Consider the following 21,533-nt stretch of genomic DNA (forward strand, 5'->3'; position numbering starts at 1 on the left):
CGTGGATTTCGAACGATCGGATACACAACGGGCGCTGCTGGACGCACTGGCCACCCTGCTGAGCCGGCACGCCGGTACCGCGCGCTGCCGCGAGCTGGCCGCGCGCGGGGCGTACGACCACGCCCTGGAGTCCCAGCTGCGCGCGGCCGGTTTCCTCGACCTGTTCGGCGAGACCGGCGCGGGGCCGCTGGAGGCCACCCTGGCGGTCGAGCGGATCGGTGCGGAGCTCGGTGCGGTCACCCCGGTGCCGCAGCTGCTCGTCCTGCCCGCGCTCGGGCTGCCGGTGCCCGAGGGGCCGGTCGTCCTGGCCCGCCCGTCGAGCAGCGGCGGCCCGGCGCCCGTACGGTACGGCGGCGAGGCCCGGCACATCCTCACGGCGGGCGATGACCGGTCCGCCGGCGGGCGCGCCGGTGAGCACGCGGACCGGTGCGCGGCAGCGGAGTTGAGCCCGGACGACGCGGAGCCGGTTCCGTCGGCGTACGGCTATCCGCTGGCCCGGGTGGTGCCGCGCCGCGCCCGTGAACTCGCTCCCGGGACCTCGCAGACCATGATCGACTGGTGGCGGGTCGGGGTGTGCGCCGAGGCTCTCGGCATGATGCAGCGGGCGTTCGACCTCACCGTCGATTACGCGAAGGACCGTACGGTGTTCGGGCGCGCCCTCGGTTCGTTCCAGGCGTTGCAGCACCGCCTGGCCGAGTTGAGCGTGCTCGTCGAAGGCGCGCGCTGGCTCACCTACGAGGCGGCGTTCCTGGGTGCCACCGCGGAGTCGTCGGCGGTGGCCGCCGCGCATACGATGACCGCACTGCGGCGGCTGACGCGGGAGACGCATCAGATCACGGGTGCGGTCGGTCTGACCAGGGAGCACGATCTGCACCTCTGGACCCTCAGGCTGCAGGCGCTCAGGGCCGAACTCGGCGGCCTGCGCGCGCACCGGCGTGCCGTGGTGGCCTCGCGCTGGGAGGTCACGGCGGCATGAGTGAACCCGTCGCGTTCACCCCGGATCAGGAAGCGCTCGCCGGGTCGGTCCGGAGCTACTGCGCGGCCAGGTGTACCGAAGACGTCCAGCGAGCGGGTTCCGAGGCGTTCCCCCGGCCCTTCTGGGAGGGGCTGGCCGAGCTGGGTGTGCTGTCGCTCGCGGTACCGGGCGAGGAGGGCGGCGCGGGTGAAATCGCCGCAGCGGCCATGGAGTTGGGGCGGGCCTTCGCCCCGGGGCCACTGGCGGCGACGGTCTTCGCCGCGCATACGCTGCCGGCCGTGTACACGCCCGCCGTCGTGTCCGGCGCGAGTCTGGTGTCGTGGGGCTGTCCCCCGCTGATGCCGTGGGCGCCGCTCGCCGATGTGTTCATCGAGAGCGGGCCGGACGGCGAAGCGGCCTGGCTCGCGCGCCCCGCCGGTGAACCGGCCGCGCTGGAGACGCTGGGCAACGAGCCCTGGGGGCGGGTTCCGCTGGAACGCGTACTCCCGCTGGAACGTGTCCGGGAGGGAACAGACCTCGCGCACTTGGCACTTGCGGGGTATCTGTGGGGCGCGGGACAACGCGTACTGGACGCGGCGGTCGAGCACGCACGCACCCGGGTCCAGTTCGGCCGTGCCATCGGCACCTTCCAGGCCGTCGCCCATCCGATCGCGGACGCGGGCCTGGGGCTTGAGGCCGCGCGACAGCTCATCAAGGTCGCAGCGAAGGCGGTCGACCAGCGGCACCCCCAGGGGTCCGCGCTGACCGGCGCCGCCCGGCTGTCCGCGGGGAGAGCCGCGATGGACGCGGCTTTCGTCTCCCATCAGACCCACGGGGCCATGGGCTACTCCGTGGAAGGGCCGATCGGCCACATCGCGCAGCGCATCAGGCAGCTCTCCCTGTTGCCGTCGCACGCGAACCACACTGGCGAACAGGTACTGGCGATGTATTCGGAGAGTGGCCGGCAATGACACAGGACCAGCAGCACGGGGCGGACACCGAAGAGCCCGAGGTGCTCTTCGAGAAGCGTGATCACGTCGCGTACATCACGCTCAACCGGCCGCACAAGGGAAACTCCCTGACCGGAACGATGATGCCGCAGATGAAGGCGGTATGGAGCGAGGTCCGGGACGACCCGTGGATCCGGGCGGCCATCGTCACCGGCACCGGCGACCGGCACCTGTGCACCGGCGCGGACGTGAATGTCGTGGCGGGCCGGGGCGGCATGAGCACCGGCACCGGCCCCCTGACCGACGAGGTCTTCTGGTCACCGCGGCAGAACCGGGTCTGGAAGCCGGTCATCTGCGCGGTCAACGGCCTGGCGGCCGGGGCCGGGCTGCACTTCGTGGTCGACGCCGACATCGTGGTCGCGTCGGAGCGGGCGAGCTTCATGGACACCCACGTCAATGTCGGCCTGGTGGGGGCGATGGAGAACATCGGACTCGCCAAGCGCCTGCCGCTGGGCTCGGCGCTGCGGATGACGCTGATGGGCAAGGACTACCGGATGCCCGCGGAGCGCGCGTACCAGCTGGGCCTGGTGGACGAACTGGTCGCCCACGACCGGCTCATGGACACAGCGGAGGAAATGGCCCGGAGCATCGCCAAGAACTCACCCGCCGCGGTGTCGCTGTCGCAGCAGGCGATCTGGGGCTCGCTGGACATGTCGTACACCCAGGCGTGCGAGTACGGATGGGCGCTCCTGCGGATGCACTGGGCACACCCCGACTCGAAGGAGGGCCCCAGGGCGTTCAGCGAGGGGCGCGAACCGAAGTGGACCACCGCGGCCGGCAGGGACGAGTGACATGGACTTCGGATTCACGCCCGACGAGGAGGCGTTCCGCGGCGAGGTGCTGGACTTCCTGGCCGGCCACCAGGGCCTGAACGGCTATTTCCACCGCGGTGAGAACACCGGGGACGGCGTACGGAAGGTCTACCGGGCGCTCGGGGAGCGTGGCTGGCTGTCGCTGTCCTGGCCGGTGGAGTTCGGCGGCGGGGGCCTGTCACCCGCGTACGAGTTCATCCTCTGGGACGAGATGGCCTACGCGCGGGTCGCCCGGCCGCCGATGGGTCCGGGCCTCGTCGCCAAGGCACTCATGGCCCACGGGACGGCTGAGCAGTGCGAACGGCTCCTTCCCGGGCTCCGGCTCGGGCAGCTCAACTTCGCGCTCGGCTACTCGGAGCCGGATGCCGGCTCGGATCTGGCGGCGGTACGGACCCGGGCGACGCGGGCCGGCGACGAGTACGTGATCGACGGCGCCAAGTGCTGGACGTCCAACGCCCACTGGGCCGACTGCATCTGGCTGCTCTGCCGGACCGGCGCCCAGGACAGCAGGTCGCGCGGGCTCAGCGTCCTGATCGTGCCGCTGGACCACCCCGGTGTCTCGGTCTCCCCGATCCCGACGCATGACGGCGGGCGCCTGAACGAGGTCCGGTTCGACGGGGTGCGGGTCCCGGCCGGGAACCGCGTCGGCGACGAGAACGCCGGGTGGCAGGTGGTCGCGTCCGCGCTCGCGGTGGAACGGCACGTCCAGTTCCCGCCGAAGCGGCTGCGACGGGACCTCCAGGACCTCGTCTCCTGGCTGGAGAAGACGGGCCTGAGCCACGATCCCGTCGTCCGCCGCCGACTGTCCGAACTCGCCGTGCGGGTCGCCGAGGTGGAGGCGCTGGCCCTGGCGCTGCTGGGCGAGATCATCAGCGGCCAGCCGTCGGCGGTCCCGGCGGCGTACCACAAACTGGCCGGCACCCGGCTCGCCCAGGAAATCGCGCGTTCGGCCATGGAGTTCGGGTCGAGCGAGGCGCTGGCCAAGGACAGCGACATCGAGTTCATGTGGCGACAGGCGATTTTGGAGACGGTCGGCGGCGGAACGTCGGAAATGATGCGCGGACTCATCGCACGCCAGGCGTTCGGCCTCGACAGCAAGGGCTGAGGGCTGGGGCCCCGGGGGGGGGCTGAGGCCGGGGGCTGAGGCCCGGGGTCGAGGGCTGAGAGGGGGCCGAGGAAGGTCGCGCCTCCTCATCGCCCACCAGCAGCAACTGAGTAACAGCAACGCTCACCATGCCGCATGCCGCATGCCGCATGCCGCATTCCGCCTGCCGATTTCCGCATTCCGGAGTCCACAGTCCGTATTCCGCATTCCGCACGCTCAAGGGAGTCAGTCATGCCCGCTGCACCCTCCGCGTCGTCCCCGCCGAGCCCGGAGAGACCGGGAGGACCCGGGAAAGGATCCGGGACCCCTGGGAACCCCGAGAACCCACCACCCACGGCACCGGATCCCACTCCCGCGCTGCTGCGCAAGGTTGCGCTGTCCAGCCTGCTCGGCACGGTCATCGAGTACTACGACTTCCTGCTGTACGGCACGATGACCGCCCTGGTCTTCGGCCCCTTGTTCTTCCCGGAGTCGAATCCCACGGTCGGCACGATCGCCGCGTTCGGGACGCTGGCCGCCGGCTACGTCGCACGGCCCGTAGGCGGCGCGGTCTTCGGCCACTTCGGCGACCGGCTCGGACGCAAGACCGTACTCATCGTGACGATGGTCCTCATGGGCGCGGCGAGCTGTCTGATCGGGCTGCTGCCCACGTACGCGACCATCGGCGTCGCGGCCCCCGTACTGCTGATCCTCTTCCGCATCGTCCAGGGCGTCGCCATCGGAGGTGAATGGGGCGGCGCCACGCTGATGGTCGTCGAACACGCCGACGCACGGCGCCGCGGCCTGTGGAACGGCGTGATGCAGATGGGGTCACCGATCGGCTTCCTGCTGTCCAGCCTCGCGGTCACCGCGATCACGCTTCTTCCCCAGGACCGGTTCGAGGCATGGGGCTGGCGCATCCCGTTCCTGTTCAGCGGGGTGTTGCTGGGCGTCGGCCTGTATGTGCGCATCAGCATCACGGAGAGCCCGCTGTTCCAGCAGGCGGCGCGGGCCCGGGAGGAGCGGGCGGGGGCGGAGCCACCTCGTATCCCGCTGGCCCAGGTGCTGCGCGCGCCGCGTGTCCTGGTCCTGGCGTGCGCGGTCGGCATCGGCCCCTTCGCGCTGACCGCCCTGATCGGCACCTTCATGCTCACCTACGCCAAGGCCGTCGGGTACGAGACGTCCGACGTGATGACCGGCCTCACGGCCACGTCACTCACCGGCCTGGTGGCCATACCGGGCTTCTCCGCACTCTCGGACCGCCTCGGCCGCCGGGCGGTGTCGCTGGGAGGCGCGGCGGGGATCGTGCTGCTCGCCTTCCCGATCTACGCCCTGATCAACACGGGGTCCGTACCTCTGCTGATTCTCGGCATGGTGCTGGGGCAGGTGGTCCAGAACGCGATGTACGCCCCGCTGGGCCCCCTGCTGTCGGAGATGTTCGGCACCCGGGTGCGCTACACGGGAGCGTCGATGGGCTACCAGCTGGCCGCACTGATCGGCGGCGGCTTCGTCCCGCTCTACGCGAGCAGCCGCCTGTCGGCTTCTGGCGACATCTCCAGCACCCCGCTCGCCACACTGGCCATGGCCTGCGGGCTGATCACCGCACTCGCCATCTGGCGCACGGCGGAAACCCGCGGCCGGGACCTGTCCGCCGAACCTCCGGGGAGCAGGCCGTGAACCTGTCCGATGAGGTACCCGGAGACCTGTCCGATGAGGCGCCCGGAAACCTGCCGGATGACCTGTCTGAGGGGCCGGGCGTCACCGCATAGAGATCCGGTACGCTGTTGTGCGTCTACAAGCCCCGCCTTCGTAGCTCAGGGGATAGAGCACCGCTCTCCTAAAGCGGGTGTCGCAGGTTCGAATCCTGCCGGGGGCACAACACAGTGGCGCTCTGACCTGGGATTCACCCCCAGAGATGACTCCCACTCAGCCCCGGACTCCTCGTCCGGGGCTGTTTGCGTGATCAGGGAGAACAGCGCCCTGCCCCCGGGAGGGGAGCACCGCCGTCCAGGTACCGCTCCGATTCACGCCCCCAGGATGCGGGAGAGTCCGTAGTCGAAGCGCTCGTCGAAGGAGGCGTCGCTGAAGGAGGTGTCGGCGAAGTACGCGGCGGCCCGGGACAGTGAGGGGTATTCGCCCGAGTCCAGCCGTCGTGCGAACGCCGGGCCCATCGCGTCAGGAAGCGCCTGTTCCTCCTGGGCCAGCCCCAGGGTGAAGTAGACAAGACTCCAGCCGGTCCAGACCGCTTCGCGTTCCGCCAGCCCGCCGGCCAGCAGCGCCTCGGTCATCAGGTCGGCGAAGCGGAGTGTGGCGGGTTCGGCGGCGTACGTGCCGGCCACGATCCTGGCCCCGTCCCGGTGGGCCAGCAGGGCGCGGCGATAGCGGTGGAACAGTTCGCGGACCCGTGGTTCCCAGGGCTCGGGCAGCCCGTCCACCGGCGCCCCGGCCACGATCGCGTCCGCCATCAACTCCAGCAGTCGCGCCTTGCTCTTCGCGTGCCAGAGCACTGTGTTCATCCGGACGCCGAGCCGGTCCGCGATGCCGCGGATCGAGAGCCCGTCAGCGCCCTTCTCGTCCAGCAGTTCCAGGGCCGTCCGCACCACCGTTCCGGGGTCGAGCCGGGTCGGGGCGAGATCCTCCGCTTGCTTCTTGGTCACCGACCTAGTCTACTTGGCGCACCGCGTCTTGGTCACCGACCAAGACACCTGGTCGGTGACCGGGGCATTCTTGAGGAGCAGCCATGGAGCACGAGCACGTAGTCATCGCAGGAGGCGGCCCCACCGGGCTGTGGCTGGCGGCCGAACTGCGGCTGGGCGGGGCATCCGTCACGGTCCTGGAAACCCGCCGCGAGCGGGATCCCCACTCCAAGGCCCTCACCATCCACCCGCGCACCCTGGAGGTCCTGGCCGCCCGGGGCGTAGGGGAGCCGTTCCTCGCGGAGGGGCGGCGCATCCCCAGCGGCCACTTCGGCGGGCTCGACGAGCGGATGGACTTCGGGGCCCTCGACACGCCCTACCCCTTCACGCTCGCCCTGCCGCAGGCCCGCACCGAGGAACTGCTGGAGGAGCACGCGATCGCGGCCGGAACCAGGATCCGGCGCGGGCACCGGGTGACCGGACTCACCCAGGACGAGGACGGGGTGAACGTCGAGGCAACCGGCCCCGACGGCCCGTACCCACTGCGTGCCGCCTACCTCGTCGGCTGCGACGGCACCCGAAGCACCGTACGCGAGGCGGCGGGCATCGACTTCCCCGGCAACGACGCCACCACCTGGGGCTTCCTGGGCGACGTCGTCCTGGACGACCCGCCGCAGGGAGCGGTGTCCGCCGTGTCAGGCCCGGCAGGCGGCGTGATGGTGGTCCCGATGCCGGGCGGCATCCACCGGATCGTCGGCGGTGACCCGGACAGTACTGGTACCGGCCACCCCGGCGAACTCACCCTGGACGTGCTGCGCGCCAAGGTGACCCGGATCGCCGGTACCGACTTCGGCATGCGCGACCCGAGCTGGCTCTCCCGGTTCGGCAACGCCACCCGCCAGGCCGCGGAGTACCACAGGGGCCGCGTCCTCCTCGCGGGCGACGCGGCGCACATGCACTACCCGGCCGGCGGCGTGGGCCTCAACGTCGGCATCCAGGACGCCACGAACCTCGGCTGGAAACTGGCCGCCGCGGTGGCAGGCACCGCCCCCGCCGGACTGCTGGACAGCTACCACACCGAACGCCACCCGGTCGGCGCCGACCTGCTGCTCAGCACCCGCGCCCAGACGGCACTGATGAACGCCTACTCGGCGGAGGGCCAGGACCTGCGCACGCTGCTGAGCCAACTCATCGCCAACGTGCCCGAGTTCTCCCGGAGCCTGGCCGAACGGCTCTCCGCGCTGGCCGTCACCTACCCGGCCCCCGCACACCACCATCCCCTGACCGGCCACCGCGCACCCAATCTCGAACTCGCCGACAGCACAGACCTCTTCACACTGCTCAGGACCGGCCGCCACGTCCTGCTGCACTTCACCGGCACCCCGGAACCACCCTCCGCCCCCCACGTCATCACGCACACAGCGCACCGGCCCGACCCGCGCCCCGCCTGGTCCACCGTGCGTGCCGCGCTCATCCGCCCGGACGGCCATGTCGCCTGGGCGAGCGAACAGCCCGACACCGAAGTCCTGCGGGCCGAGGCGCACGCGGCGGCGTCCGCCACGCACCGCTGACCAGGACGCAGCCGAGGTCCACGGCCACCCGGGCACCCGGGCGCACCCAGCTACCGGCTGCCGGACTGTTCGTGCCGGACACTTCCACTCCCCGTACGGGCAGTTGGCGGTCAGCGGTCCGTCAGTTGCCGGTCAGTAGCCGATCAGTTGCCGGTCAGTTGCCGTTACCCGGCCCGTACCGGGATGCCCGGAGCCGCGGGCGTCCCCCGGTACCTCAGCCGGTGGTCGTCGGTTGGCTCCCACACCTGTCTGCAGCCCGTGCAGTACCAGCGCCAGCGGTCCGGCAGTTTCGGGGCAGTCGTGCTGGTGTCCTTCCACAGGGGGCGCGGTTCGCGGCAGTGGGGGCATTGCGGCGGTCTCAGCACCATGGGGGTCTCTCCTCGGCCATCCCCTCAGCCTTGCCCCTGCGCCGTCGTGCGTCCTGTGGACTCGCTGCTGCCACCCGTACGGGGGACGGAGGGCCCTCGGCCGCTCAGGCTCAGGCGTGCGCTGTGCCGCAGGAACGAGTACGTCTTCGTGCCGGCCTGCAGCAGGTTCGCGCAGGCCAGCGCTGCCCACAGGCCCGCCAGGCCGTAGGTGTCGGCGACCGGGACCGCCAGCGCGGCGAGCACCCCGAACCACACCACCGTCGACACCAGGCTCGGGCCCGTCCGCCTGAGGCCGACCAGGGCGAAGCCCGCCACCGCCTGCAGCGCGTCCGCGACCACCACCGCGAGGACCAGCGGCAGCAGCCGTACCACCTGGTGGCCGAGCGCGGCGTCCGTGGTGAACAGGCCGACCACCGGGGTACGCAGGGCCAGCAGCGCCGCCCCGAGCACCGTGACCGCGCTCAGCGCCACCCGGACGCCCGCCCCCACACTGCGGCGGATCCTCCGCACGTCGCCCCGGGCCGCGTGCTCGGCGATCAGCGGGACCGTGGACTGGCCCACCGCGACCGCCGCGGTGAAGATGACGTTCACCAGCGACTCCCCGACCCCGTGCACGGCCGCCGCGTCCGTACTGATCCGCGCCGCGGCGAACGTCAGGACGCCCAGTACCGAGAACTTCACCAGGACCGTGCCACCGAGCGGGATGCCCACCGCTGCCAGCCGCAGCACCCGGCGCGGTTCGGGGTGTCCGGGCCACAGCGGCCGTCCCGTCAGCACCGTCCTTCTGCGCAGGGCGAGTTGGTTCAGCCCGGCGCTGATCAGGCTGGAGGCGAGCATGGCCACGCCCGCACCGGTCAGCCCCCGGCTCGGGAGCGGGCCGGGGCCGCCGACCAGCAGGACGGACAGGGTGACGGATACGGCGGTGCCGATGAGACCGGAACGCATCACCTGGGCGGAGTGGCCCAGCGCGACCAGGACCGCTGTCGCCGATCCGCCGACGGCGATCAGCAGCACGCTGCCCGCCAGCAGCCAGGGCAGCAGCCCCAGTTGGTGGAGTACGGCGGGCTGCACACCCCAGAGCCCACCGATGTACGGCACCGCGGCGACCACCGCCGCACACACCCCGCCCACCGCGAACGCCAGCCACATTCCGCTCCGTACGAGGGGCAGCAGTTCGTCCGGGGACTCGCGGTGGGGGGTGATGAACGGCATCACCCCGCGCAGCGCACCGGCCACGGTCGCGGTGGCGGGCGCGAAGACCGCGACGGCCACGGCGAAAGCCGCCAGCGATGCAGTCGCGTGCCGCCCCAGCAACACGGTGTCGACGAGCGAACCCGCCGACGCGGCAAGGGTGGTCGCGTAGAGCGGGGCCGCGGTCCTGGCGATGGCTGTGAACGCGCTGCGGTCGTTGCTCACATACGGGGATCCTGCCACTTCTGCCACCCCTGGCGCGGGCGGACAGCGGAAGTCCGGTTCCTGGTGGCTCTGTATCGCCGTGTTGCTGTGCCGCTGTGCTGTGCCGCTGTACCGCTGTACCGCTCAGAGACGCGCCGGGCTCAGGGACGCATGGGTGCTCGGCCCGGAGCCGCCGTCCCCGCCCGCGAGTCCCGCCGCCTCCTTGATCGCCTCCACCGCGCGGGCGATCCGCTCCGGCGACTCCCGTATCCGGCGGCTGAACTCCACATGCAGAAAGGGGAGTTCATCGTCGTCCGCGGCCCGGCCCTGGACGTTCGTGCGGCCTTCGAGCGAGCAGCGGCGCACCCAGACGCGGCAGACGTCGAAGTCCTGGCGGGACAGCGCTGCCGCCAGTCCTTCGCCCCAGGCGCGGCCGTGGTCCCCCCGGCCGGTGGAGACGATCACGTCGTAGTCGGGCTCGGTGGAGTTGGCGAAGCCGTGCAGCTGGATGCCCGGCAGGCGGTGGGCGATCAGTTCGGCGCAGACCGCGTGGAAGACGGTGTCGCGGCGGTGGGCCACGTCCGCGGCGCCGTTCTCGCCCGCCCTGCGGTTGGCGCCCGCCATGACCAGCACCCCGCCGGGGGTGGCGCGCCACGCCCCCACTCCCAGCTTCTCGCTGTCGGCGTCGGCGACCGGGTGCGGGATCTGCGCGGACCACGTCGCCGCCGGCCGCGCCAGGTCGCCCGGGGTCCCGGCCGGCCGGTCCTGCGGCAGGTCCACGTACACCCGCCCCCACCCCCGGGTGACCTCCCTGGCCCGGTCCGCGATCTCGGCGAAGGGGCGGCCGGTGGCCGTGTCGGTGTAGGTGGTGACGCCGAAGTCGACCTCGGCCAGGCGCTTTCCGGCCTCGGCGCGGCGGCCGTCCAGATACAGGCCGACGCCGTCGGCGACCGTACGGCGCTCCAGGGCGGAGGGCGGGCGGAAGGCGCTGCGGCGGATCGTCTGCCGGGTGAAGTCGTCGATCCGCGCGGCGAGGTCGACACGCTCGCGCGGCTGGGCACGCGGCGGCCTGGGTTTTGCGGAGTCGTTCCCTCCACTTGACGTGATGAGAACCACAGCCGCCACCACCACTGCCGTGACCAGCGATATCGCCAAGATCACTGTCTTACCGGCCCAAGGAGTCGTCATATTCGAGTAAAAATACACGGGTGACCCGACGCACTTATGTTCCCTTCACATCTCGCGCCGTAGCGACCGCTCTCCTCGCGCTGGCCGCTGTGGGGTGTTCGCTCCTGAACGGCGGCGGTCCGGACGCGTCGGGCACGTCCGGCGAGGGGAGATCGGCCAAGGGCGACGGCCCGTCGTTCACGGTGGCCGCGGCCGGCGACATCCTCATCCACACGCCGCTCATCGACCAGGCCCGCAAGGACGCCAAGGCCGAAGGCAAGCAGGGGCTCGACTTCTACCGGCTGATGGCCGGGGTGCAGCCGGTCATCTCCCGGGCGGACCTGGCGATCTGCCACTTCGAGCCGGTGGTGGGCAAGCCGAACGGCCCGTTCCGCAGCTTCCCCGACTTCCTGGTGCCCCCGCAGATCACCACCGCGGTCAAGAAGATCGGGTACGACACCTGCTCCACCGCATCGAACCACACCCTCGACCACGGCGCGGCCGGCGTGAAGCGCACGCTCGACGCGCTCGACAAGGCCGGGCTGAAGCACACCGGTTCGGCGCGCAGCAGCGCTGAGGCCGACAAGCCGCTGATCATGGACGTGAAGGGCGTCAAGGTCGCGCAGATCTCGTACGCCTTCGGGTTCAACGGGCGCGAGGTCCCCGCGGACAAGCCCTGGCTGGCCAACCGGACGGCCTTCGACCGGATCAAGAAGGCCGAGCAGCGGGCCCGCGAGGCCGGTGCCGACGTGGTCATCCTCAGCATCCACTGGGGCCGCGAGCACCACCCCGAGCCGAGTTCGGGGCAGATCGCCCTTGCCCGCCGGATCGCCCGGGAGACCGGGATCAACCTGGTCATCGGGCATCACGCCCATGTCGTCCAGCCGATGGAGAAGGTCGACGGCACCTGGATCGCGTACGGGCTCGGGAACCAGGTCGCCCGGCACGAGGTGCCGTCCGGGCTGACCGAGGAAGGCATCATCGGCTGGTTCGACTTCCAGAAGCGGGGCGGCAGCTGGGAGGTCCGGGCCCGGTACGTGCCGACGCTCGTCTCCATCCCGCCGGCGTCCGACGCGGCGAACCCGCCGGCCGCCGACGCGGTGCGGGACCACCGGCTCATCGATGTGGCGGCGGCCCTGCGCGACGGCGGGAAGCTGACCGCCGAGGAGAAGGCCCGCTACCAGCTGGCGTTCGAGCGCACCGAGGGCACGATGCTCAACCGCGGGGCCGCGCAGGACGGGCTGGAGCCGCTGGAGAGCCTGCCCGGCTGACCTGCGGCGGGGGCCCGACGGCAGTGGTCGCCCGGTGAACGCGCGGGGGCGTACGGGAAGCGACCCGGTGACCGGGGAGCTGCCTCCGTACGACTGCGAGCCGACCACCACGTCGGGCGCGCGGCCGACGGCGCGAACCGGCCACGTGGCCTGAGTCACACCTGACATTTTCCTTACAACCGTTCCCAATTCGAACGTGTCATGCATGTTCGCGACGCCGTTCCGACGATCAAGCTCCGTCGCGCTCGCCTCCTGCCCCGCCCACACGCTGTTCCGCTCACCGAAGTCCCAGGAAAGGGAATGCTCATGGCCGCCACGCCTGCGAAGCGGCGACACAAGGTCCGCCGCCGGGCCGACATGTCGCTGCTGGGTGGCATACGACCGCCCATCGCGGTCCTCTCGGTCCTGCTGCTCTCCCTGGCCGGGATCACGGCACTCAACCTCGGGCGTACGGTGCAGGACCCGGTCCCCGAGGCGGTGCTGACCTCGCAGCAGCAGTTCGCCGAGGACGGCGCCATCGCGCTGCGCGCCTCGATCGACGAGAGCTTCACCGACCTGGCCAGGACCGCGAGCCTCTTCAACGCCGGGGCGCCCGCGTCGCCCGACGCCGTACTCGACAAGGTCAGCAGCGTCTACCAGAAGTGGACGGGCACCGCCGTCGTCCAGATCTCGTCCGGCAAACTGCTGGCCGCCCGCGGTGAGAACGTCCCCCTCACCGCCGTCGACACGGCCAAGCTCAGCGCCAAGGACGGCCTCAGCCCCCGCATGGTCCGGCTCGCCAACGGCGAGACCCGGCTGCTCTCCTTCGCCGTGCTGTCCTGGCCCGGTGCCCCGCAGCAACTCCTGGTCGCCTCCAGCAATCTGCGCTTCCCCGGCATCAGCCTGGGCCAGTTCCGCTCCATCGCCGTCATCGACACCGCGGCGGAGATCCTCTCCAGCGACGGCATCCCCGAGCCCGAGCAGGTGCGGACCGCCACCCAGCGCGCCGACGCCAAACGCGCCGACAAACAGCTCAGGAGCTTCGCCAGGACGGCGGCCGTCAAGGTCCGCCGTAACCCCATCTCGGCCAGGGAGCCCGGCTCCGGTGGCTTCCCCGGTGTCAGCGGAAGCCTGGTGGGCGATGTCCACACGGGCGACCGCAGCGTCGCCGGATACGCCTCGCTCGCCGGGCCCCAGCCAGGCGAGCCGACCATCGCCACCGGTCTCGGCCTCAGCGTCGTCGCCATGGTCCCGGTGTCCGAGAACCCCACCGCGGTCGCAGGCCCGCTCTTCGGCCTGACCGCGGCCGGCGCCCTGGTCGTCATCGGGGCCCTCGCCGTCGCGCTGCTGCTCGGCACCGTCCAGCGGCCCCTGATCCGGCTCTTCCTGGAGAGCCGCAGGCTGACCCGCGGCGACCTGACCCGCCCGGTCAGCTCCCCCTCGTACGGCGAGGCGGCCAGGATCGGCCGCGCACTGGAGCGGCTGCGCCGCCAGCTGCTCGGCGAACCGGCCGACGCGACCGCTCCCCCGCGGCCCCGCAGGTTCGCGCGCATCGGCGGATTCGGCAGCCGCGGTCTCCTCCTGATCTGCGGCGCGCTGCTGCTCGTCTGGTGCGCGCCGATGCTGCTGCTCCTCAACCGCGCCGATGACACCGCCGTCGTACCGCAGCAGCTCGTCAACGACCAGCGCGAGCGCACCGACACCCTCACCGACCGGGTGCGCCGCGCACTCAACGAGGGCCAGGCCGACCTCCTTTCGGTGGCCACGCTGATCGGCAGCGACACCTCGCCCGCCGATATGCACACCGTCCTGGAGCGCACCCGCCTGGAGCACGACCGCTACCAGTCGCTGTACGTCGTCGACGCCTCGGGGAAGATCGTCGCGCACGCCGGCGACACCCCGCACCAGCCGGTGAGCCGCGCCAAGGCGGGCCATCTCATCCGGGTGCTCAACCACTCCGGCAAGAAGCCGCTCATCGTCGGATACGCCGGGATTCCCAGCCGCAGCGGCTCCACGGTCATCGGCGAGTTCCACATCGAGTTCCTGAACGCGCTGCTCAAGCGGCCCGGACTCGGTGAGGTCCGGGTGGTCGACTCCGACCAACGGGTCATCGCGGGCAACACCGGCTACCGGGCCTTCCACCGGCTGCCGGGCGAACGCCTCAGGGCCCTCGTCACCGGCACCAACCAGAAGACCGGTACGAGCGCGCACCCCAGCGGCATCCTCTACCGCGACGGCGGCTCGGTGCAGATCGCGGCGGCCGCGCCCTTCGCCGGCGGCGGAGCGGCGAAGACCCTCGGCTGGACCGTGGTCAGCCAGCAGCCCGCCCGTTCCCTGGCCATCCCCGAGTACCGCAGACAGAACCTCACGGTGCTCGGCGGGCTGCTCGGGATGGCTGCCGTCGCCGCCTGCCTCGGCTGGCTGCACATCGTCGTCGTACGCCCGCTGCGGGCACTCGCCGACCAGGCAGAGGCGCTCGCGGACGGGGACCGGCGCACCGTCCTGTACCCCCGCCACCACGACGAGGTCGGCGCCGTCACCCGTTCCCTGGAGCTCGTACGCCAGCAGCTCCCGGCGCAGTCCAAACGCGACACCGCGCCCGCCGCGGCCGCGCCCCACGCACAGACCACCACCGCACCCCACGCCGAAAGGACCTGACCGGACGTGCTGTTCCTCTACACCGTGCTGGTGGTCTGCTGCGCGATCCTGCTGGTCGCGGGGATCGTCGAGCAGCGCCGCCACTTCATCAACCTGGAGCGGATTCCGTCCCGGGTCCTGGTGAACGGCATCCGCGGCAAGTCCTCCATCACCCGGCTCTGCGCGGGCGCGCTGCGCGGCGGGGATCTGGTGACCGTCGCGAAGACCACCGGTACCGCCGCCAGGTTCATCCACCCCGACGCCACCGAGGAGCCGGTGTACCGGAAGTTCGGCCTGGCCAATGTGGTCGAGCAGATCGGCATCGTGCGCCGCGCCGCCTCCTACGAACCGCAGGCGCTGGTGATCGAGTGCATGGCGGTGATGCCCGCGCTCCAGGAGATCAACCAGTCCAAGCTGATCCGCTCCACGATCGGCGTGCTCTGCAACGTACGCGAGGACCATCTGGCCGAGATGGGCCCGACCCTGGACGACGTGGCGCGCTCGCTCTGCCGCTCGATGCCCGAGGACGGGATTTGTGTCACCGCCGAGGTCGACCGGTTCGCGATCCTCCAGGAGGAGGCCGACGCCCGGAACTGCGAGCTGGTCTACGCCGACCCGGATACGGTCAGCGACGAGGAGCTGCGCGGATTCAGCTGGTTCACGTTCAAGGAGAACGTCGCCATCGCGCTGAAGGTCGCCGAACTCCTCGGTGTGGAGCGGGAGACGGCGCTCAAGGGGATGTACGACGCCCCGCCGGACCCGGGTGTCCTGTCCGTCGAGCGGTATCTGACGCCCGACGGCAAGAAGCTCAGGTTCGCCAATGTCTTCGCGGCCAACGACCCCGAGTCGACGCTGATGAACGTCAACCAGCTGCTCGACCTGGGCGCCGTGCACCGCCCGCTGCACGTCGTGATCAACTGCCGGCCCGACCGGGTCGAGCGCAACGGCCAGATGGGCGAGATCATCCCCGATCTCCGGCCGGAGAAGGTCTTCGTCATCGGGCACCCCGCGAAGAGCGCCATCGACGCGATACCCGCCGAGTGGCGCGACCGCGCGGTCGACCTCGGCGGCGACCGGCGCGACCCGGACGAGTTCATGGGCGCGCTGCTCGGGCAGCTCGGCCCCGACTCCTCGCTCATCGCCATCGGCAACATCCACGGCCAGGGCGAACTGCTCCTGGAGCACCTCGCCGAGCTCCCGCCGGACGAGACCCCGGACGCGGAGCCCGCCGTACCTGAGGAGCGCGGTCCGCAGCACCCGCACCACCCGAGGCACGACGAGACGCTGGGGCTCCAGCAGTACCGGCCGCATCTCGATCCGTACGCCGCCTACCCGGAGGCGTACGAGAGCCGCTACCAGCCGCACCACCAGTCGTACGAGCAGGCCGAGCAACAGCCCCGGCCGCGCGGCATGTTCGAGCCCGCCGTCTATCCGGACCAGGCCAACCCGCCGCACGCCCCGCACGAGCCTCTCGACGCTCACGACCCGCACGACCCGCACGACGCACACGACCCGCACGACGTACATGACTCGCACGCCCCGCATGACTCGCACGACCCGTACCAGCAGAGCCGGCAGAACAGCGCAGGAGACCCCCGTTGATCCCCACCGTCCTGACGCCCGAGATCGCCGCCATCGGTATCGCGCTCGGCCTGATGTTCTCCCTGGTCTGCTATCTGACGACCAACCTCTCGCCCGGCGGCATGATCACGCCCGGCTGGCTCGCGCTGACCCTCGTGGAGGATCTGCAGCGCGCCGCGATGGTCGTCGGCGTCACCGTCCTCACGTACGTCTCGGTGCTGCTGCTCCAGAAGGTCGTCATCCTCTACGGCAAGCGGCTGTTCTCAGCCGTGGTGCTGACCGGGGTGATCCTCCAGGCGACGGTGATGATCGTGCTCCAGGTGGAGTTCCCGCTGATGTACGCCAACCAGACACTCGGCTTCATCGTGCCCGGCCTCATCGCCTACCAGCTGGTCCGCCAGCCCAAGGGGGCGACGCTGCTGGCCACCGGCTCCGTCTCGCTCCTCGCCTATGTCGTCCTGACCGCCGGCATCCTGCTCGGCGCCCTCCCGTCTGCCTGAGGTGATCCCATGACCGCTCCGCGTACCAAGCAGTCGAAGCGTGGCCGCAAGGTCCTGCATGCCACCGCCGTCCTCGCGCTGCTCGCGGGCAGCGCGTACTTCACCGTCGAGCTGCGCAAGGACGAACAGGCCAAGGCGCCCACCGTCCAGGCCGTCACCGACAAGCCGGGACTGCGGACGGCGGGCGACTCGCTGAAGGCGGGGAAGACCTGGGAACGGCTCAACTCGCCCGCCCGTACCGTCCTGCGCGACGCCGACGGCAAGGTGCTCGCCACCTTCACGGACAAGGCCCGCACCGCGACCCTGACCGGCCCTTCGCGGACCTTCGCCGAGCCCGCCAACACCAAGTCGAGGGTGGTCAGCGAGAGCTGGGTGCGGCTGATGCCCGAGAAGTGGAAGAAGGGCGCGGAGAAGCAGCAGTGGTTCCAGGACTGGTTCAAGAAGTACTACGGCAGCGAGGAGGACGACATCTTCGCCTTCGCCTTCCAGTACGTGGAAGGGGCGCCGGTCAAGAAGGACGACGAGGGGGTCCCGTACGCGGGTGACGCGAACTTCGGGCCGATCAACCCCGAGGGCAGCGAGGGCAACGACCTGCGCCTCGAACAGTCGGACTTCTTCGACTACCTCGGCATTCCGTACACCTTCCGCAACGGGGTCACCCGGCAGCCGCAGAAGGCGCGTTACCGGGCGATCGACTGCTCAGGCTTCATGCGGACGGTCTTCGGCTACCGCGCGCGCTACCCGCTCGCGCCGCTGGACGGCCAGGGCGACGGCCTGCCCCGCACCGCGAACGGCATCGCCCGCTCGAAGCTGGGCGCCGACGTCATCCCGCTCAAGGGCATCACACCCGCGGACCGGCCGACCTCGATCGATGTACTGCAACCCGGCGACCTGGTGTTCTTCAAGCTCGACCAGCGGACCGGGCAGCGGCTCGACCACGTCGGCATGTACATGGGCCATGACACGGACGGCCACCTCATCTTCGTCTCCAGCCGTGAAGAGGTGAACGGCCCGACCATCGGCGACAAGGGCGGCACCTCGCGCCTCGACGGCAACGGCTACTACGCGGCGACGCTGCGCAGCGCGAAGCGGATCTGAGGGCCTGGGCTGACCTTCGGGGCCGGGCCCGAAGGTCAGTCAGGGGTGCCCCGAGTCCGGCTTGCCCGGGGTCAGATGCTGGCCGGGACCGCCCGCGGGCAGGCTGTCCTTCAGCTCGTCCGGGCACGGGGTCCCGCGCGGCAGCCGGTACGGCGACGCTAGCCGGTAGACACCCGCCTTCGGGGCGAGCAGCTCCGTCCACTCGTCGCCGTCCGCGTCCTTGTCCGTCTTCACCAGACAGCCCTGGACATTGCTGAAGACCTTCGGCTCGCCCTCGGCACGCCCCTTGGACGCCTCCGTCTCCTGCGGCGGTTCGACGCTCTTGCCCTTGGCGTCGACCAGCCCCAGCCACGGTGAGTACGGGATCCGGATCAGCACCCGGCCGCGCTTGTGCACCCGTACGGTCAGCTCACCCTCCTCCGCGCGCTCCACGGTGCCCGGCGGGTCGGCCATCGGCGTCGGCCGGTCGACCGCGAACAGCTGCCAGTTCCGGTCGCCCCAGAGCCGCTTCAGATACGGCAGGCCGTCCTGGACGAGCTTCTCCTCCTGGCCGGCGCCGGTGTCCGGCGCCCCCGTGGGCAGGACGACATACCGGACCGCCCAGCGGGAGAGCCAGGACCGGTAGTTGACGGAGTCGAGCGAGTCGTCGTAGAAGAGCGGGTTGCGCTCCATGTCCGCCTGGCGGTTCCAGCCGCGGGCGAGATTGACGTACGGGGAGAGCGCGGACGCCTCCCGGTGGCTGCTCGCCGGGACGACCTCGACCCGGCCCTTGTCAGCGCCGTGTTTCTGCAGCTCGTTGACCAGCGGGGCGAGTTCCCGGGTCCAGGAGGCGGCGGGGGCGGTGCGCACCACGTCGTCGACGCCCTTGAAGCCGATCCACACGTTGAGCCCGATGAACGCGATCACCAGCGCGTACCACTTGCGCGACTTCGGCACGGTGTACGGCAGCGCCGCGAGCAGCACCACGCCCGCGATGATCATCGGCAGCCGGGAGACGTTCGAGCCGATCTGCGAGTCGATCAGCCAGGTCAGGATGACGCCCAGCGCGTAGACCGCCGCGCCGGTGCGGACCGTGCGCCACTCCCTGGGGACGAGGAAGAGGACGAGCACCCCGTACAGGAAGGGGAGCGAAGCCGTCCCCACCGACATCGGCTGGGTGCCGGAGAACGGGAACAGCCAGGCGGACAGCGCGACCACGACGACCGGTGCGAGCCCCAGCGCATAGGCGCCGGGACGCCGCTTGTTGAGGAAGAGCGCCGCTGCCACCACGCCCAGGAAGAGCCCGGCCACCGGGCTGCTCGCGGTCGCGATCCCGGCGAGCGGTGCGGCGACCCACGCCTTCGCCCAGCGGCGCTCGCGCCAGCGGTGCGGCCAGCAGAAGACGGCGGCGACGGCGCCCACCGCGAACATCGTGCCGAGGCCGAACGTGACCCGGCCGGAGAGCGCGTTGCAGAGGTACGCGAAGTCGGCGGCGAGCGCGCACAGCAGCGGATTGCGGACCGCGCGCAGCCGGACGAGGATCAGCGCGGTCAGCGCGGCGGAGACCGTCCCGGCGATCATCATCGTCGAACGGACACCGAGCACGGACATCAGATACGGCGAGACCACGCTGTACGAGACGGGGTGCATCCCGCCGTACCAGGCGAGGTTGTACGCGGATGCCGGGTGGCGGCCGACGAACTCGGCCCAGGCGTCCTGCGCCGCGAGGTCGCCGCCGCTGTTGGCGAAGAAGAAGAACCAGAGGATGTGGGTGGCCGCTGCCACGGCGGTCGCGGTGACGACGGGGTGGGCGGTCAGCCAGGCCCACGGCATCCGGCCGGAAGGCCGCTGCGGCGACCCGTCCCCCCGTGAGAGCAGGCCGGTGCGGCCCCCGGCGCGGGGGCTTCCTCCGCCTTCTTCACGTGTCGGGTCTGCAGTGGTCACCAAGGCTCGCTCTCCTGCGAAGGAGGACGCAGTCCCCGCGCCCAGAGTTGCCCAGCGACGCTAACACGTACGAAAAGGGCTGCCGCCGCCGGTCGTGGAGGCCGGCGGCGGCAGCCCTGATGCTCACTCGGACGCCCGGTCGGATGCCCGGTCGGACGCCCCGGACACCCGGTCGGATACCCGGTCGGATACTCAGCCGATGCGGGTCAGCTTCGCTCCGAAGCCGGGCTTGGCGAGGTCTCCCTGGAGGGCGACCGGTGCGGTGACCTTGCCGGGTCCCGAGCCGACGGTCAGCCGGCCGACGACCGTTCCGGCCTTCGCCGAGTGCGGGATGGTCTTGTTGGAGCCGATCTTGATGTCGACCTTCAGACCGGCCCAGCCCGCCGCCTCGAAGTCCTTCGTGGCCACGACCGGGGTCTGCCCGCCGAGCCCGTCGTCGACGTACCCGACGACCTGCCCCTTCTTCACCACGTTCCGCGAGGTGAGCGCGGATTCGGTGGCCAGCAGCGCCGACTTGCTCACCGCGTTCACCGTGTCGATGATCGGCGTCTTGTGCTGCGAGAGGATCGCTCCGACGATGTACTGCGTCGTGCCGCCGACCTGCTGCTTCGCGGCGAAGAGCAGGCTGGCACCGGCGTTGGTGGTGGAGCCGGTCTTGATGCCGATCGCGCCGTTGTAGGGGACCAGCCTGTTGTAGTTGCTCCAGGTCTTGCCCGACGGGTCGGTCCAGCTCGGGAGCTTCGTGATGTCCATCAGCGACGGCATCTTCACGAGCTCCTGGCCCAGCTTCACCTGGTCGTCGGCCGTGCTGACCGTGGAGGCGGTCAGGCCGGACGGGTCGGTGTACTTCGTCTGCGTCATCCCGAGCTTCTTGGCGGTGTCGTTCATCTTCTTCACGAACGCCGCTTCCGAGCCCGCGTCCCAGCGGGCGAGCAGCCGCGCGACGTTGTTCGCGGACGGGATCATGATCGCGCTGAGCGCGTCCTTCTCGGAGAGGACGTCGCCCTTCTTGATGGTGTTGAGAGTCGACTCATTGGCGCTCTGGTCGTAGTGGCCCTCCTTCTCGGCCGTGGCGTCGACCGGGATCGACGCGCCCTTCGCGCCGGGCTTCATCGGGTGGTCCCGCATGATCAGGTAGGCCGTCATCGACTTGGCCATGCTCGCGATCGGTACGGGCTTCTCGGTCCCGAAACTGTCCACGGCGCCGAGCCCCGCCACGGAGATCTTCCCCTGGCCCTCGTTCGGCCAGGGGAGTGTCACCTTGGACCCGCCGAAGGAGTACGACGGCGCGGAGGTCAGGGTCAGGCTCGGGTCGGGCAGCGGCCGCACGGACTGTACGACTGCAAAGATGATCAGCAGCAGGACGACCAGCGGTGTCCAGATCTTGAACCGCCTGACGACGGTGCGCACCGGGGTCTCCGGCGCGGCCGGCTTGTTGGTCAGCTCGGCGAGCAGGTCGAGCGGCGGCTTGGGCGGCAGCGGCTGCTGCCGGGTCGGCTCGACGATGGCGGGCTGCGCGGGGGCTGCCGCGCCGGCCGGAGCGGCG

Annotated in this window: 15 protein-coding genes, 1 tRNA gene and 1 pseudogene; 12 read left to right on the top strand and 5 right to left on the bottom strand. The window is 71.0% G+C overall.

Annotated elements, in window-relative coordinates; all coding sequences use genetic code 11:
• Position 1 precedes the first annotated feature (1 nt).
• The 6 genes from G3I19_RS09040 (at position 2) to G3I19_RS09065 (ending at position 5,737) form a co-directional block, all read left to right on the top strand.
• Entirely contained in the window at positions 2-976 is a 975-nt protein-coding gene (locus G3I19_RS09040; protein ID WP_164261767.1) for an acyl-CoA dehydrogenase family protein, read from the top strand.
• The gene (locus G3I19_RS09045) at positions 973-1,926 is read left to right on the top strand and encodes an acyl-CoA dehydrogenase family protein (protein ID WP_164261770.1); all 954 of its coding nucleotides are present in this window, start codon (positions 973-975) and stop codon (positions 1,924-1,926) included. The genes G3I19_RS09040 and G3I19_RS09045 overlap by 4 nt, the downstream gene beginning before the upstream one ends.
• The gene (locus G3I19_RS09050; protein WP_164261772.1) at positions 1,923-2,756 is read left to right on the top strand and encodes an enoyl-CoA hydratase-related protein; all 834 of its coding nucleotides are present in this window, start codon (positions 1,923-1,925) and stop codon (positions 2,754-2,756) included. The genes G3I19_RS09045 and G3I19_RS09050 overlap by 4 nt, the downstream gene beginning before the upstream one ends.
• Position 2,757: 1 nt before the next feature.
• Positions 2,758-3,882, top strand: a complete 1,125-nt coding sequence (locus tag G3I19_RS09055; RefSeq protein WP_164261775.1) for an acyl-CoA dehydrogenase family protein — start codon at positions 2,758-2,760, stop codon at positions 3,880-3,882.
• 231 nt (positions 3,883-4,113) lie between these two features.
• Positions 4,114-5,538, top strand: coding sequence for an MFS transporter (locus tag G3I19_RS09060; RefSeq protein WP_164261778.1), 1,425 nt, complete (start codon positions 4,114-4,116; stop codon positions 5,536-5,538).
• A 126-nt stretch (positions 5,539-5,664) separates the two neighbouring features.
• Positions 5,665-5,737, top strand: a tRNA-Arg gene (locus G3I19_RS09065).
• A gap of 148 nt (positions 5,738-5,885) precedes the next feature.
• Here G3I19_RS09065 and G3I19_RS09070 read toward each other — a convergent pair.
• Positions 5,886-6,518: a TetR/AcrR family transcriptional regulator C-terminal domain-containing protein gene (locus tag G3I19_RS09070; protein WP_164261782.1), complete on the bottom strand. Its 633-nt coding sequence runs from the start codon at positions 6,516-6,518 to the stop codon at positions 5,886-5,888.
• An 83-nt stretch (positions 6,519-6,601) separates the two neighbouring features.
• Here G3I19_RS09070 and G3I19_RS09075 point away from each other — a divergent pair, with 83 nt between their 5' ends.
• Positions 6,602-8,068, top strand: coding sequence for an FAD-dependent monooxygenase (locus G3I19_RS09075; RefSeq protein ID WP_164261785.1), 1,467 nt, complete (start codon positions 6,602-6,604; stop codon positions 8,066-8,068).
• Between the two features lie 392 nt (positions 8,069-8,460).
• On the opposite strand, the gene G3I19_RS09080 is transcribed toward G3I19_RS09075, so the two are convergent.
• Both G3I19_RS09080 and G3I19_RS09085 read right to left on the bottom strand, forming a co-directional pair.
• A complete protein-coding gene (locus tag G3I19_RS09080; RefSeq protein ID WP_343235033.1) occupies positions 8,461-9,852 on the bottom strand; it encodes an MATE family efflux transporter in 1,392 nt (463 codons plus the stop codon).
• Between the two features lie 123 nt (positions 9,853-9,975).
• On the bottom strand, positions 9,976-10,986 hold the full coding sequence (locus G3I19_RS09085; protein WP_203599354.1) for a hypothetical protein: 1,011 nt from the start codon (positions 10,984-10,986) through the stop codon (positions 9,976-9,978).
• A gap of 137 nt (positions 10,987-11,123) precedes the next feature.
• Between G3I19_RS09085 and G3I19_RS09090 the strand changes: the two genes are divergently transcribed.
• From G3I19_RS09090 to G3I19_RS09110, 5 genes are all read left to right on the top strand, one after another.
• Positions 11,124-12,269, top strand: a complete 1,146-nt coding sequence (locus tag G3I19_RS09090) for a CapA family protein (protein ID WP_203599361.1) — start codon at positions 11,124-11,126, stop codon at positions 12,267-12,269.
• A 306-nt stretch (positions 12,270-12,575) separates the two neighbouring features.
• Positions 12,576-14,906, top strand: coding sequence for a cache and HAMP domain-containing protein (locus tag G3I19_RS09095; protein ID WP_239074087.1), 2,331 nt, complete (start codon positions 12,576-12,578; stop codon positions 14,904-14,906).
• Between the two features lie 6 nt (positions 14,907-14,912).
• Positions 14,913-16,487, top strand: a complete 1,575-nt coding sequence (gene pgsB / locus G3I19_RS09100) for a poly-gamma-glutamate synthase PgsB (protein ID WP_343235034.1) — start codon at positions 14,913-14,915, stop codon at positions 16,485-16,487.
• A complete protein-coding gene (locus G3I19_RS09105) occupies positions 16,484-16,966 on the top strand; it encodes a poly-gamma-glutamate biosynthesis protein PgsC/CapC (protein WP_073738471.1) in 483 nt (160 codons plus the stop codon). The genes pgsB and G3I19_RS09105 overlap by 4 nt, the downstream gene beginning before the upstream one ends.
• Positions 16,967-16,975: 9 nt before the next feature.
• Complete coding sequence (locus tag G3I19_RS09110) at positions 16,976-18,064, top strand: NlpC/P60 family protein (protein ID WP_164261788.1); 1,089 nt, start codon at positions 16,976-16,978, stop codon at positions 18,062-18,064.
• Positions 18,065-18,103: 39 nt separating this feature from the next.
• Here G3I19_RS09110 and G3I19_RS09115 read toward each other — a convergent pair whose 3' ends face one another.
• Positions 18,104-19,876, bottom strand: a complete 1,773-nt coding sequence (locus tag G3I19_RS09115; protein ID WP_203599362.1) for an MFS transporter — start codon at positions 19,874-19,876, stop codon at positions 18,104-18,106.
• Positions 19,877-20,179: 303 nt separating this feature from the next.
• Positions 20,180-21,533, bottom strand: a pseudogene (locus G3I19_RS09120) (D-alanyl-D-alanine carboxypeptidase); the annotation flags it as partial.

The organism is Streptomyces sp. SID10853 (assembly GCF_010548145.1).
GTDB lineage: Bacteria > Actinomycetota > Actinomycetes > Streptomycetales > Streptomycetaceae > Streptomyces.